Origin of the sequence: Halomonas sp. IOP_6 (genome assembly GCF_021151565.1) — a bacterium.
Classification (GTDB): domain Bacteria; phylum Pseudomonadota; class Gammaproteobacteria; order Pseudomonadales; family Halomonadaceae; genus Vreelandella; species Vreelandella alkaliphila.
In genome coordinates, this window is record NZ_JAIRBO010000009.1 from 93,940 (window position 1) to 108,256 (window position 14,317).

A 14,317-nucleotide genomic window follows, 5' to 3' on the forward strand; every position below is an offset into this window, starting at 1 on the left:
CGGCTAACGTAGGCAGGAGGTAGGCACTAACCAAAACGGCACCCTATACGGTGCCGTTTTTTATGGCGATTTGTCTAACGGGAGTTCGCCAAGGTTTCAATGAAATCGCGTAGCATCTCCCAGAACTCCGCCACCGAGGCAATTTCCACTCGTTCGGCCGGCGAATGTGCACCGCGAATCAGCGGACCAAACGAAATCATGTCTAACTGTGGGTATTTACTTCCCAGGATGCCGCATTCAAGGCCTGCATGAATCACCTTGACCTCGGGTTCGCGGCCCATTAATGCGGCATGCCGAGCGTTAAAGGTAGCAAGCAAGGGGCTTTGTGGATTAGGCACCCAACCTGGGTAGCCATTTTCCACTTTTACCCTAGCGCCCATCAGGCCAAACAGCGCCTGAAAACGTCCCGCCATCGCGTCAGTGGCACTGTCATGCAGTGAACGCACCAGTGCACAAAGATGGAAACGTCCGTCTTCCACGCTTAATACACCTAAATTGTTCGAAGTTTCCACTACTCCCGGTACATCAGCACTCATGCGTTCGACCCCACAGGGGGCCGCGTGCAGCGCAGCCAGCAGCATCGCACTGGCATCCCGCGTTAATGGTTCAGCGTCAGCCAGCTCCACACGCTCGGCAGTAAGCGCCATATTGCTATCGCCACTGCCCAATTCAGCTTTTAGCGTACCAGCAAGCGTTTCCACCATCGCCAGCGCGGCGTCCAGCTCATCGGCTGGCAGGGCAATTTGCGCAAACGCCTCGCGGGGGATGGCATTACGTAGTGTGCCGCCATGGTAATTAATCAGCCGCGCACCAAAGGCTTCCAATGCCCACAGCACGCGGACTAGCAAGCGGTTCGCGTTGCCCAGGGGTTTATCAATATCTATCCCCGAGTGGCCGCCTTTTAGCCCCGTCAGCGCCAGCGAAATCACCTGCTCATTGTCTTGCAGCGCCGTGCTGGGGAGCTGCGCATTCACTACTACATCAGCGCCTCCCGCACAGCCGATATAAACTTGCCCGCGATCTTCACTGTCTAAATTGAGCAGCAATGACCCTTCCAGCCAATTTTCAGCAAGATTGAGCGCGCCCCCCATAGAGGTCTCTTCCTCTAGCGTAAACAGTGCTTCTAACGGGCCATGCGTAAGCGCAGGGTCTTCCAATACTGCCAGAATAGCGGCGACACCAAGGCCATTATCAGCACCTAGTGTGGTGCCATCAGCAAATAGCCAACCGTCTTTTTCATACGTCTGAATAGGGTCGCGGGTAAAATCGTGGTCATGGCCTGCGTTAGCTTGCGCCACCATATCTAGATGGCCCTGCAGCACGATGCCTGGCGCGCTTTCACAGCCGGGCGTGGCTGGCTTACAAATGCGCAAGTTGCCAAACTCATCACGGTCGTGGGGTAGCCCCTGGGAATCTGCCCAGGCCTCCAGCGTCGCCACCAGCGCGGCCTCATGACCAGAGGGACGCGGCGTATTACATAGTGTGCGAAAGTGCTGCCACACTAAACGTGGCTCGAGGGCTTCTAGATGTACGTTCATGGAAACTCTTCATTATCGATAACCAGTTTACTTTACCCCTCCGGGCTACTGGGGAAAAGCGTGCGCTGTTCAATAATTTGTTGAGTCGCGCGACGAATCAGCCGCACTGACTCACCGTGCGCCTTTGCTAACGGCTGGTTTTGGAAGGCCCAGGTAATCAACTGCTGGTGGGCTATTTGCGCCTCTTGCCCTAACGGCCAATGGCTAGCCTCTCTGGCCAGCGCCTGAAGCGCCGCCCTTGCCAAGGCAGGGTCGCGGTGCGCATACCCCACATCGTCCACCGCCTGAATCTCAGCTTTGCTAAGCGGCAAACTAGGCAAGGATGGCAGCAGTAACGCGACGATCGGCGCGGGCAGTGTCGCTAGCTCAAAGGCCAATAGCGTTATCAACGAGGCCGCAAAGGTATCACGCAGCGTCGTCAGCACTGCGTGCCCTTCGCTGGTCAGCGCGCGCGCCACCATAATGGCGTACTCGCCGGTAGCCGTTTCTCGAGTGATGCCTAAACGAACAGGCGCAAACCCGAGCGCCAGCCAAAAACGCAGCAACGATGCTTCGGCACCAAAGGTAGCCCCGTAAAGCGCGATACCCTGCTGACGAGCGTTAGCTATATCCTCTTCTAACAACCGGCGCCCTAACCCTTCACGCCGCCGCTCTGGATGAGTAGCAATGCGCGCTACTCGCCGCCAGCGAGAGGTTAACGCCTCACGGCTGCCACTGTGAGCCGCCAACGACTGGGCCAGTAGATGGCCTTGAGGACGTCGCTCACCACGAGCCACTTGCTCAGCAAGTGCGGCATTAAAGCCACCCTCTTCACGGGTCACCAAAACAGCCTGCGGCTCTTTTGCTGCGATGATTGTGCGAATGGCGGTACCAGGGCCATCTAACAGTTGGCGCAAGTCACTAGGCGTGGTGCGATAGTGGGACTGCACCAGCAAGCCAAACAGTTTCGCTAACAACTCACGCTGCTTGGCTAACTGCGTCTGAGTCAACACCATAGAGGCAGCCTGACAATGAGTACTGGCGTGTGCCTCAGGTAACTGAGCCTCAGGTAGCGGAGCATTAAGCAGCAGCAACGCTTGGATAGTCGCTTCTAAAGGATCTCCCACTGACCAGCGAACAGGGGTATCTAACGGTAACTCTCGCCATTGAGGAGCTGTTCGATTGAGCACCTCGCGAAAACGCAGTGCAAAACCGCGCCCTGAGCCTTCATAGCCATGCACAGTAGTTGCAAACGCGATACGTGGAAAGGCAGCAAGCCAGTGAGCTAACATTGCCGCAGGAATGGCCGCTGCCTCGTCGACGAGTAAATAGCTGCCGCTACCGCCGAGTCTTGCCTGATCAACCTGTTCGTTAAGCGCATCAGGCGCAAGGAAACACAGCGAGCTACCGCTCGGCAGTTCAAACCGCGCTGAGCTGAGGCGTTGACCTTCCGGACATAGCGCTACTACGCGCGCAAACAAGCTTTCCACTGAACTGAGTCGAGGTGCAGTCACCACCAGTTGCGTCACGCTTTTTTGTAGCAGGCGAGCGCAAGCAATCCCCAATGCAGCGCTTTTACCCCGCCCACGATCCGCGGTAATAACCAATGGCCGGCGACGCTTTAGTTTTACTAGCGCATTCACTGCACGAGCCTGATCAGCCGTCAAACAGTCTGCGTCGTCAAACGGAGCCGCACGCGAGTCTCGAATAGACAGCCTGGGCAGCATGAGGCTACCGTCTACCTCCCAGCGAACAATAGCGCTCTCACCCGTCAGCTGAAACGCTAACCGTTTAAGGTAATGAGCGCTCAGCGAATCCCAACGCCACGGATAATCGGCAAAGCGGGCATAATCAGGATCAGGCTGTTCACCCCAGTTGCTGGGCGTAATAATCACCAATAACCCACCAGCACTCACGGTACCCGCTAATGCGCCTAGCGCATCTGGATCTAATCCTTGGCTACCATTAGCGTCTAGGACGATTAGCTGATGCTCCGCACCTAGCCGTGTGCGAGCTTTACTGGCTGGTAAACATGGCGCCACTGGCGTTTCATGCTCAGCGCCCACCCACAGCGGTGCCTGCCACATTTGCTCTTCCCACAACAGTTGCGCCTGCTGGCGGGCCTTATCAGGCGACCCATATAGCCATACCAGCGCCCGCCAACGACGGCGCTGCAAGCGGGTGGCATGATGAACCAAGGCTGATGCTTGCTTAATGACAGCGTTGAGTTTGTCAACGCGACAGCCTGCTCGCATAGCAACTCCTGAGATTGTCTTTTATTTACAACTTTGGTTGTAGATCAGCGTAATTTTCAACGCTCTTAGAGCTAACCATAAGGTTAAGAAAGTTACTAAAAAATATACAAATAATTGTTTTTAATGATCTAAATTTTTCAAAGAAACATCTTATATGACGTTAAATTCCTTGAGTTACTGATATTGCGCTGCAGCGGGGGGAGTGTGCTAGCTTAGCGATGCAGCCTTGCGGCGTTTACCTTACGTAAACGTAAGCCATACTCGCTGTACTTTCCTGCTTTCAGGTAATAAACACTAATAACGCCAACCGCCAAAGTACCAGGAAACATACAATGAAAAAGATGACTAAATTCGCACTATCCAGCCTCGCCGCTGGTGTCGCTTTCGCCGCACTCACCTCTACTGCTCAAGCGCAAGAGCAGTGGACAATGACGACTACCTGGCCCGAAAACCTTGACCTGATTAAGATTGATCAGCACTGGGCAGAGCTTGTAAACCAACTTGCAGGTGACGAAGTACAAATTAACTTCCGTGCAGGCGGCACGCTAATGCCTGGCACTGAAGTGTTCGACGCTACCGAAACCGGCGCTATCCAGGCTTCTGGCGATTGGCCAGGCTACTGGGCAGGCTTGAACCCAGCGTTCTCTCCTCTGGCCACCACTACCAGCCTGTTTAACGGCGTGGATTACTTGAACTGGATTCAACAGTGGGGCGGTTTTGAGCTCTATCAAGAAATTTATGGCCAGTACAACATGGTGTATTTGCCCTACGGCATTACCAACAACGAATCTGGTTTCATGGGCCGCACCCCGATTGAGAGCATCGCAGATCTTGAAGGTAAGCGTTTGCGCCTATCGGGACGCGACCAGGGCCGAGTACTCGAAGAGTTAGGCGGTTCACAGGTCACTCTGGCCGGTGGTGAAGTGTATCAAGCGATTGAACGCGGCGTAATTGATGCAGGTGAGTTCTCGACTCCAGGCGTTGATTTTAACGCTGGTTTTGCTGAAGTTGCTGAATACTGGGCAACACCTGGCTGGCACCAGTCGGCAAGCGTTTTCGGCGTTATGATTAACAAAGACGCTTGGGATGCCCTGTCTGAAGAAACCCAGGCTAAGCTTAAAACAGCTGCTGAAGCCACCATGGCTTGGTCACTTTCCTGGTCGGAGCGTGAATCTACCGAAGCAACCCAGAAGTTTATTGATGCGGGCGTCACCATTAACCAGTTCTCAGAGGAAGACTTGGCGCGCATCCAGGAAATTACCAACGATGTCATTGTACGTGGCGCTTGTGAAAATTCCGACCACGCCAAGGTCTATCACTCCATGATTACTTATCTACAAGAGTACGCTGCATGGCGTGATGTTACTGCGCCATTCAACATGAGCCGCACGATGGATAACCTACCCTCATTGGAAGAGATCGAAGCCTGCCTATAAGGCGTTTAAGTGCCGCCCCTGCGCTGCTGGGGCGGTTATTGCTTAGCTGCGGAGACCTTCCATGAACGCGATTGCCAAGGCGATCGATGCAATTAACGAGCTGCTGGGCCGCATCATTGCACCGTTAATTGCCATCATTACTCTAATAGTGCTTTACGACATTGTGTCGCGCTTCTTCTTTGGCCGCCCTAGCGACTGGGCGTTTGATGTCACCAAAATGCTGTTCGGCGCCCACTTTATGCTGATGGCCGCCTATGGATTGCGCCACCATGCCCACGTGGAAGTCGACGTTATTAAACGCCTGCTATCACGCAAAAAGCAGGCCGTACTCGACCTGCTCGGCTATTTGATATTCTTTGTGCCCTTCATCTGGCTGCTATTGACCTACGGCTGGCGCTTTTTCGAGCGCTCGTTCAGTCGTGGCGAAACGACCTACGGAATGGTCTCAATCCCGGTGTATCCGGTGAAAGGCGTTATCGTAGTCGCTGCTGCGCTTATTTTGTTGCAGGCGATTGCTATCGTTCTGCGCGCCATTATGCAGCTGCGTGAGGAGACGTCCGCATGAGTGCAGAACTACTGACGCTGGTGATGTTTGGTGGTCTTTTAGTTGGCCTGTTTATGGGTCATCCACTTGCTTTTGTATTGGGTGGCATGGCGGTCATCGGTGCTTATTTAGGGCCGGGCATTAATACCCTGGGTATCATCATTAACAACGTCTATGGCAACGCTATGGACAACTATGTACTAGTGGCGATACCACTGTTTATTCTAATGGCGCGCTTTCTTAATGACTCAGGCGTCACCGAAAAAATGTTTGATGCCATGCGCTTGCTGCTGGCGAACCTTCGCGGTGGATTAGCGCTTACCGTGGTGGTTGTATCTGTCTTACTTGCAGCTACCACTGGCATTGTCGGCGCGTCGATTGCCGTTATGGGCATGATTGCCTTAGTGCCAATGCTTAAGTATGGCTATAACAAAGAGCTGAGTGCTGGCGTCATCATGGCTAGCGGCTGTCTGGGCATTTTGATTCCCCCCAGCATTATGCTGATTTTAATGGCAAGCTACTCACCTGTCTCAGTGGGCGCACTCTTTGCTGGCGCGTTAGTACCCGGCCTGATACTGGGGGTGATGTATGCGCTGTACGTGCTGGTAATCTGCTGGCTCAAACCTAGCTACGGACCTAAAGTACCTGCAGAAGAGCGCGCTGAAGTCAGCACAAAACAGCTACTGATCATGCTGGGCAAGTATGTTGTCCCGCCAATGTCGTTAATTCTCGGCGTACTGGGGGCACTGTTTACCGGTGTGGCGACGGCGACTGAGGCATCCGCCATTGGTGTTTTTATCGCTTTCCTACTGTTTTTAATCTTCGGCGACCGCAAACTATCAACCTGTTACAACACGCTGATTGAAGCTGGCAAAACCACAACGATGGTGATGTTAGTGCTCGTCGGGGCCACGGCGTTCACTGGGGTATTCTCGATTGGTGGCGGGATGACCGTGATCAGTGATTTTGTACTGGCCATGCCGGGTGGCACCGTTGGTGCCCTGCTATTAATGCTGTTCCTGGTATTCATTCTCGGCATGTTCCTTGATTGGACTGGCATTGTGTTGCTTAGCTTCCCTATCATGCTGCCAATCATTTCGCAGATGGGCGTGGATGTACTGTGGTTCGTCGTCATGGTGGCGGTGGTGTTACAAACCTCCTTCTTAACGCCGCCCTTTGGTTATGCGCTGTTCTATTTGAAAGGGGTGGCTCCACCAGGGGTCGAAATCATCGACTTATATAAAGCCGTCGTGCCATTTGTGGCCATCATCCTTTTCGCCTGCATACTAATGGCTATTTTCCCTAGTTTGATTACGGGACTACCTAGTGTGCTGGTGGGCTACCAGTGATACCAAGCTACTAATGCAAAACGCACAACTTCCCCCCGCCTTGCGGGGGGATTTTTTTGATAGCCACAATGTTGGCTGCAGTAGCCTAACGCAAGTGATACTATTTGCAGCCGCTATTTTTTCGCATTGACGAGCCAAGCTGCCCCTCATCCAAGGAGACAACGACGTGTCTACGCCAGCTCGCCGCTCACCATCGGCCCTGCTTTCAGGTTTTGCGTCACGCATTTCACTATCGCTCAACCCTTGGTCAATCGCGCTTTTTTTGATCGCCCTTGTTGTCGCACTGCCTATTATTGTGGTCCTAAGCCATATTTTTGTGCCGACAGAAGGCGTTTGGCAGCACCTTGCAAGCACCGTATTACCACGCTACCTCTCTAATACGTTCTGGCTGGTGCTATGGGTTGGCATTGGCACTCTGATTACAGGCGCCGGGACTGCGTGGCTGGTGGTGATGTGCCGTTTCCCAGGCAAGCGCATATTTGAATGGGCGCTGCTGTTACCCCTGGCGGTACCAACGTATGTCATTGCCTACGCCTATACCGACTTTTTCCAAGTAGCAGGACCGCTACAAAGCTTATTGCGTGAATGGTTTGACTGGCGAGTGGGCGATTACTATTTCCCCAATGTGCGCTCACTAGGCGGCGCGGCAACCCTGATTACCTTTGTGCTTTACCCGTATGTGTATCTGTTAGCTAGAGCTTCTTTTCTTGAGCAGTCGGTATGTGTATTAGATGTAGGCCGCACTCTGGGGCGTGGCCCCTGGCGCTTGTTTGCCAGCGTGGCGTTGCCCCTCGCCCGCCCGGCATTAGTAGGCGGCGTTTCACTGGTACTGATGGAGACGCTTAACGAATTTGGCGCGGTGCAGTTTTTTGGAGTAGATACCTTCACTACGGGGATCTATCGCACATGGTTTGGCTTGGGTGAACCCGTCGCTGCCGCGCAGCTAGCCGCTTGCCTGCTGACCTTCGTCATTGTATTGGTTCTTCTAGAGCGCTATTCGCGGGGTAAACGGCGCTACTTCCATACCACCAACCGCTATCAGCAACTACCGGAATATCAGTTGCGTGGCTGGCATGCACTCGGGGCTACCCTGGCGTGTTTGCTGCCCATTATTATCGGCTTTTTATTGCCCAGCGGTATTTTGCTCAATATGGCCATTAAAACGGGCGATAGCTTGTTCGGCACACGGTTTATTGGCTTTGCTATGAATAGCCTGAGCCTCGCGACCGTTGCCGCATTGATTGCGGTAGGGTTAGCCGTACTCCTGAGCTACGGGGTTAGGCTCAACAATTCACCAAGCGCACGATTTTTCACACGTATCGCCGCAATGGGCTATGCCATTCCTGGCTCGGTGGTTGCCGTAGGCATCCTGATTCCGTTTGCTTGGCTGGATAACTCGCTGAACATGTGGCTTCACGAACACTACGGAAAAATCATTGGTCTAGTGTTTAGCGGCTCAGCATTTATTTTGATTTACGCTTATGTAGTACGCTTTTTGGCCGTCTCGTTTAACGCGGTAGAAGCGAGCCTTGGCAAAGTAACCCCCAGCATGGATGCCGCATCCCGCACCTTGGGCCAAACCGCTGGCGGTACACTGCGCCATATTCATACGCCGCTGATGCGTAGCAGTCTCCTAGCAGCTGGGATTCTGGTATTTGTCGATGTGATGAAAGAACTGCCCGCCACGATCATCCTGCGCCCCTTCAACTTTGACACGCTGGCAGTACGTGCTCACAGCCTCGCCTCAGATGAACGCTTAGCTGAAGCGTCAACAGCCTCTCTGACCATTGTGGTAGTGGGCATCTTACCGGTGATTTTACTCAGCTTGGCAATGCGCCGGGCGCGCCCTGGTAGCCAAGCTGAGTAGTGGAAGCGAGCAAGCGCTGAACAGCGAAAAATTAACGCGGAAAGATAAATACCTGGGAGTGGTCCAAGTCGATATCAATCGGCTGGCCCTCCTGGGGTAAAAACACGCCTGGCACACGGGCGTGAAGGTGGGCTTCCTGACCATCTTCTCCATGCGCACATAAGTGAATAAGGCTGGAACGCCCTAGCAGCTTAGCCATGACCACATGGCTGTGGCTATGCGATTCTACGGGCAAGTCACGCTCTTTGATACGCAGTGCTTCGGGGCGAATCATCACCTGAACGTTACTGCCTTCTGGCAACCAGCTGGCATCTACCGGCCCAACTGGCGTAGCGACAAAGCCCCCTTTAACAATGCCGCTTAACTCATTCACCTCGCCAAAAAACGTCACCACAAAGGGAGCCACTGGCGCGCAATAAAGCTCACGGGGGGTGCCAGTCTGAACGATTTCGCCATCCCGCATTAGCGCGATACGGTCTGCCATAAACATGGCTTCTTCAGGGTCGTGGGTCACTAGCAGGGTCGCTGAGCCGAGCTTTTTCAACACGTGCAGCGTATCGTCTCGGATGCGATCACGTAGCCGCGCATCCAGGCTAGAAAAGGGTTCATCCAGTAACATTAATTTAGGCGTGGGCGCCAGCGCTCGCGCCAGCGCAACGCGCTGCTGCTGCCCACCTGACAACATATGCGGATAGCTCTCGGCGTAGTCGGCCATGCCGAGTTGAGCCAGCAGTTCCAGCGCACGCTCTCGGCGCTGGCTAGAGGGCAAATTTTTCAGACCGAAGGTAACATTTTCCAGCACGCTAAGGTGTGGGAACAAGGCTGAGTCTTGGAAAGCAAGCCCAACATTGCGCTTTTCCGGTGGCACATGACGCTTACCGGGTGCCGCAATGGATAAACCATCAAGACTAACCGAGCCTTCCTGCACGACCTCTAAGCCCGCAGCAATCCGAAGCAGTGTGGTTTTGCCGCAACCAGAAGGGCCCAGTAAACACACAACCTCGCCTGGAGCGATATCAAGATCAATGCCTTTCACCACTTTATTAGCCGCAAACGTGTGCTGAATACCACGAAGCGACAGTGCTGATGCAGGCGCCGACACATCGGAAAGTGACACAGTTGCCGTCATTATTTCACCATTGTCTCGTCCACCCGCGACATGATAAACGCATGCCGCTGCGAACACGGTTGAAAGTTATTTGCATTCTATTTTCTATTGAGTAGAGATGCACGTTTCTTGCTAAACAGCAGATGCGTTTCATTAGCATTTAACTTGACGTCAACCAAGAGAAGCGTTTCAATACGTCACGTCGCTAATGCAACTTATTATCATAAACATTCAGGGTATTTGTTATGAAAAAAGCACGTCTTACGGCTACCGTAGCTGCCATCATGGCAGGTTCTGCTTTTGCAGGTAGCGCGCTCGCTAACGAGGTCAACATTTACTCCGCCCGCCATTACGATTCTGATGAGATTCTCTACAAAGCGTTCACTGAAGAGACCGGCATCGAAGTTAATGTACTGGAAGGCGACTCCGACCAGTTGATGGAGCGCATGCAGCGTGAAGGCATTGCTAGCCCTGCTGACGTAATGCTTACCGTTGATGCAGGCCGCCTATGGCGCGCCGAGCAAGACGGCCTTTTTCAAAGCGTAGACTCTGACGTGCTTAACGAGCGCCTGCCAGAATCAATGCGCCACCCTGACGGCCTGTGGTTTGGCTTTAGCCAGCGCGCACGGGTTATTTTCTACAACCGTGAGAACTTTGACCCCAGCCAAATCACCTCCTATGAAGACCTGGCCGATCCGCAGTTTGAAGGCCAAGTATGCATTCGCTCTTCCAACAACATTTATAACCAGTCGCTACTCGCCTCACTGATTGAGCACCACGGCGAAGAAGGTGCGGAAGAGTGGGCCCAAGGTGTTGTGAATAATATGGCGCGCGACCCAGAAGGCGGCGATACCGATCAGATTCTTGGCGTTGCGAGTGGTGAGTGCGACTTAGCAGTTGCGAACCACTACTACTACGTTCGTTTACTGCATTCCGATGAAGATGCCGACCGCGAAGCCGCGCGCAAAGTGGGGATGATTTTCCCCAACCAGGATGATCGTGGCACCCACGTTAACGTTGGCGGCGCTGGCTTAGTGGCTAACGCGCAAAACCCAGAAAACGGCATTCGCTTCCTGGAGTTCTTAGCCTCTGACGAAGCTCAGGAAGTACTGGCTGACCGTAACTACGAGTTCCCCGTCGTGGAAGGCATCAAGAAAAACCCGGTGCTTGAATCTTGGGGTGATTTCGCCAAAGACGATATCAACATCAGCATCCTGGGTGAAAATAACCCAGAAGCGATTCGTATTTTCGATCGCGTAAGCTGGCGTTAAGCTCTGCGGCTCTTAGGACTCATGAGCCGCAAGCATAACTAAAAAAACACCTGCAGCTCAGCTGCAGGTGTTTTTTATTGGGCTGTCGGTCACGACCCCGTAACGTCGTTTAAGCCTTACTTAGCCTAGAGGCCTTAGCCTAGCAGGCTTCATGCTAGTGGTTAATACTAGTGGGCTTCATCCCAGTTGGCGCCGCTTTCGGCTTCAACAATCAGCGGCACGCTAAGCGTGGCAGCGGCTTGCATACGCGCCTGAACTTGCTCAATAAACGCCTCAACTTGCCCTTCGGCCACCTCAAACACTAGCTCATCGTGCACCTGCATAACCATGAGGGCGTCAAACTCCCCTTCAGCAAGCCATGCATCGACATCAATCATCGCCTGCTTGATGATATCAGCTGCCGTGCCCTGCATAGGCGCGTTAATGGCGGTGCGTTCAGCACCCTGGCGGCTATTGCGGTTTTGCGAGTGGATCTCTGGCAGGTACAGCCGCCGCCCTAGCACGGTTTCCACAAAGCCATCTTCTGCGGCCTGGGTGCGAATACGATCCATATAGCGAGCAACGCCAGGATAACGGTCAAAATAGCGGTCGATGTAGGTTTGCGCCTGATTGCGATCAATATGCAGCTGGCGTGATAAGCCCCAAGCGCTCATGCCGTAAATTAGGCCAAAGTTGATCGCTTTAGCGCTGCGCCGCTGGTCGGCAGAGACCTTTTCAAGCGCAGTACCAAACACTTCGGCAGCGGTCGCAGTGTGGATATCGCGCCCTTCCGCAAACGCCTCTAAAAGCCCTTTATCTTCTGAGAGGTGCGCCATAATACGCAGCTCAATTTGCGAGTAGTCTGCCGCCACAATGCGATAGCCTGGGCGTGCCACAAACGCTTGACGGATTTTACGCCCCTCTTCTGTGCGAATCGGGATGTTTTGCAGATTCGGGTCGGACGACGAGAGACGCCCTGTCGCCGTCACCGCTTGGTGATAGCTGGTATGCACTCGGCCAGTGGTTTTATTGAGCAGGCGCGGTAGCTTATCGGTATAGGTGGATTTTAGCTTCGCCAGCCCCCGGTGCTGCATAATCACCTTGGGCAAGGGGTAATCCAGCGCCAACTCCTCTAGCACCGCCTCTGCTGTCGAAGGTGCGCCTTTGGGAGTTTTCTTGATCACCGGAATTTTCTGCTCTTCGAACAGAATCTGCCCCAGCTGTTTGGGCGAACCGAGATTAAACTCACGACCGGCTAACTCGAATGCCTCGCTTTCAAGCTCACGAATACGGCGCTCTAGCTGCTGGCTTTGCTCGTGCAGACGTTCGGCATCCAGTGCGACACCATTGCGTTCAATCCGCGACAACACGTTAATCAGCGGCAGTTCAAGATGATCCAGCACGTCCGCTAAACGCCCTTCCCGCTCCACCTGAGGACGCAGTATTTCTTGCAGCCGTAGCGTGATATCTACATCTTCACAGGCATAAGGAACCGCTTGCTCTAGGGCAATCTGGTTAAACGTGAGTTGCTTGGCACCCTTTCCAGCGATCTCTTCGAAAGAGATGGTTTTTTCGCCCAAATACTTCAGTGCCAGCGAATCCATGTCGTGACGCGTGGCGGTGGAATTCAACACGTACGAGGCTAGCATAGTGTCGGCCAGCGGCCCCACTACGCGAATATCATAGTTTGCCAGCACGGAAATATCGTACTTAAGGTTCTGGCCAACTTTGGTTTTTTCAGGATCTTCCAGCAGCGGCTTTAATGCCTGCAGGACCTGTTGACGATCAAGCTGTGCGGGCGCATCCAGATAGTCATGGGCCAGTGGAATATAGGCCGCTTCACCAGCCTCCAGTGCCAGGCCAACGCCGACAATATCGGCGTCCATATAATTCAGGCTGGTCGTTTCTAAGTCGAAGCAAAAGCGCTCGGCTTTTTTCAGTCGCGCTAGCCACGCATCAAACTCAGCTTGCTCAACGATGACATGGTCGTTTCGCTGGCTGGAAGCCGCGGCGCTATCAGTCACGTCATTAGCAGCGTTATCAGGCGCAGGCTCGCCCCCTTTTACATCATCGACGCCCTCATCGGTACCTGCCAGTAGCTCAGCCAACCATTGCTTGAACTCCATTTCTTTATAGAGTTCTACCAGCGCCTCGCGGTCTGGATGCGCAATATCCAAGTCATCCAGACCCACAGGCAGTTCGCAGTCGGTCTTAATGGTCGCTAATTGGTAAGAGAGAAAGGCCTGCTCACGGTGCTCTTCCAGCTTCTTAGGTAACGTTTTCGCACCACGGAAGCTGAGTGTTTTGACACGTTCCAGATCACCATAAATGGTCTCTAAACCACCTTCCATGCCTTGCAACAGACCTATGGCAGTCTTTTCGCCCACCCCCGGCACGCCGGGAATGTTATCAACCTTGTCACCCATCAAGGCCAGAAAATCAATGATCAGCGAGGGCGGCAGCCCAAATTTCTCTTTGACACCCGCTTCATCGAGGGTTTCTTCTTTCATGGTATTGACCAGTGTGATGTGGTCATTCACCAACTGCGCCATATCTTTATCGCCAGTTGAGATCACCGCATCACGGCCAGCCTGGGTGGCATGATGGGCCAGGGTACCAATCACATCGTCGGCTTCAACGCCCTCAATGCACAGCAGCGGTAAGCCTAGCGCTTTTACACAAGCGTGCAGCGGCTTAATTTGGCTGCGCAGGTCATCCGGCATGGGCGGTCGATGAGCTTTATAGTCGCTGTACATCTCATCGCGAAAGGTTTTTCCTGGTGCATCAAACACCACCGCCATTGGGCTTTCCGGGTAGTCTTTGATCAACCGCTTGAGCATATTTAATACGCCTTTCACGGCCCCCGTAGGCTGGCCGTTGGAGGTCGTTAACGGTGGCAGCGCGTGAAAAGCGCGATATAGGTACGATGAGCCATCGACAAGCACGATTGGGGCACGGGCCATAACCAATTCCATTGTTAGCAACACAGTA

Annotated in this window: 9 protein-coding genes; 5 read left to right on the forward strand and 4 right to left on the reverse strand. The window is 53.6% G+C overall.

The window, feature by feature from the left end:
* Positions 1-74: 74 nt before the first annotated feature.
* Positions 75-1,538 carry an aminoacyl-histidine dipeptidase gene (locus K7H08_RS15605; RefSeq protein WP_231658483.1) on the reverse strand — a complete coding sequence of 488 codons (1,464 nt, stop codon included), beginning with the start codon at positions 1,536-1,538 and terminating at the stop codon, positions 75-77.
* Positions 1,539-1,570: 32 nt separating this feature from the next.
* Positions 1,571-3,772 (reverse strand): GNAT family N-acetyltransferase, encoded by a 2,202-nt coding sequence (locus K7H08_RS15610; protein ID WP_231658485.1) that lies wholly within the window; start codon positions 3,770-3,772, stop codon positions 1,571-1,573.
* Between the two features lie 332 nt (positions 3,773-4,104).
* Between K7H08_RS15610 and dctP the strand changes: the two genes are divergently transcribed.
* The 4 genes from dctP (at position 4,105) to K7H08_RS15630 (ending at position 8,968) form a co-directional block, all read left to right on the forward strand.
* Positions 4,105-5,208, forward strand: coding sequence for a TRAP transporter substrate-binding protein DctP (gene dctP, locus K7H08_RS15615; RefSeq protein ID WP_231658486.1), 1,104 nt, complete (start codon positions 4,105-4,107; stop codon positions 5,206-5,208).
* 61 nt (positions 5,209-5,269) lie between these two features.
* Complete coding sequence (locus K7H08_RS15620) at positions 5,270-5,773, forward strand: TRAP transporter small permease subunit (RefSeq protein WP_231658487.1); 504 nt, start codon at positions 5,270-5,272, stop codon at positions 5,771-5,773.
* On the forward strand, positions 5,770-7,101 hold the full coding sequence (locus K7H08_RS15625) for a TRAP transporter large permease (protein ID WP_231658488.1): 1,332 nt from the start codon (positions 5,770-5,772) through the stop codon (positions 7,099-7,101). Before K7H08_RS15620 ends, K7H08_RS15625 begins: the two co-directional genes overlap by 4 nt.
* Positions 7,102-7,267: 166 nt before the next feature.
* Complete coding sequence (locus K7H08_RS15630; protein WP_120386339.1) at positions 7,268-8,968, forward strand: ABC transporter permease; 1,701 nt, start codon at positions 7,268-7,270, stop codon at positions 8,966-8,968.
* A gap of 31 nt (positions 8,969-8,999) precedes the next feature.
* Here K7H08_RS15630 and K7H08_RS15635 read toward each other — a convergent pair whose 3' ends face one another.
* The gene (locus tag K7H08_RS15635) at positions 9,000-10,097 is read right to left on the reverse strand and encodes an ABC transporter ATP-binding protein (protein ID WP_038478249.1); all 1,098 of its coding nucleotides are present in this window, start codon (positions 10,095-10,097) and stop codon (positions 9,000-9,002) included.
* Between the two features lie 224 nt (positions 10,098-10,321).
* On the opposite strand from K7H08_RS15635, the gene K7H08_RS15640 reads away from it, so the two are divergent.
* The gene (locus tag K7H08_RS15640) at positions 10,322-11,347 is read left to right on the forward strand and encodes a Fe(3+) ABC transporter substrate-binding protein (protein WP_231658489.1); all 1,026 of its coding nucleotides are present in this window, start codon (positions 10,322-10,324) and stop codon (positions 11,345-11,347) included.
* A gap of 167 nt (positions 11,348-11,514) precedes the next feature.
* Here K7H08_RS15640 and polA read toward each other — a convergent pair whose 3' ends face one another.
* Positions 11,515-14,289 (reverse strand): DNA polymerase I, encoded by a 2,775-nt coding sequence (polA, locus tag K7H08_RS15645; RefSeq protein ID WP_231658490.1) that lies wholly within the window; start codon positions 14,287-14,289, stop codon positions 11,515-11,517.
* Between the last annotated feature and the right edge of the window lie 28 nt (positions 14,290-14,317).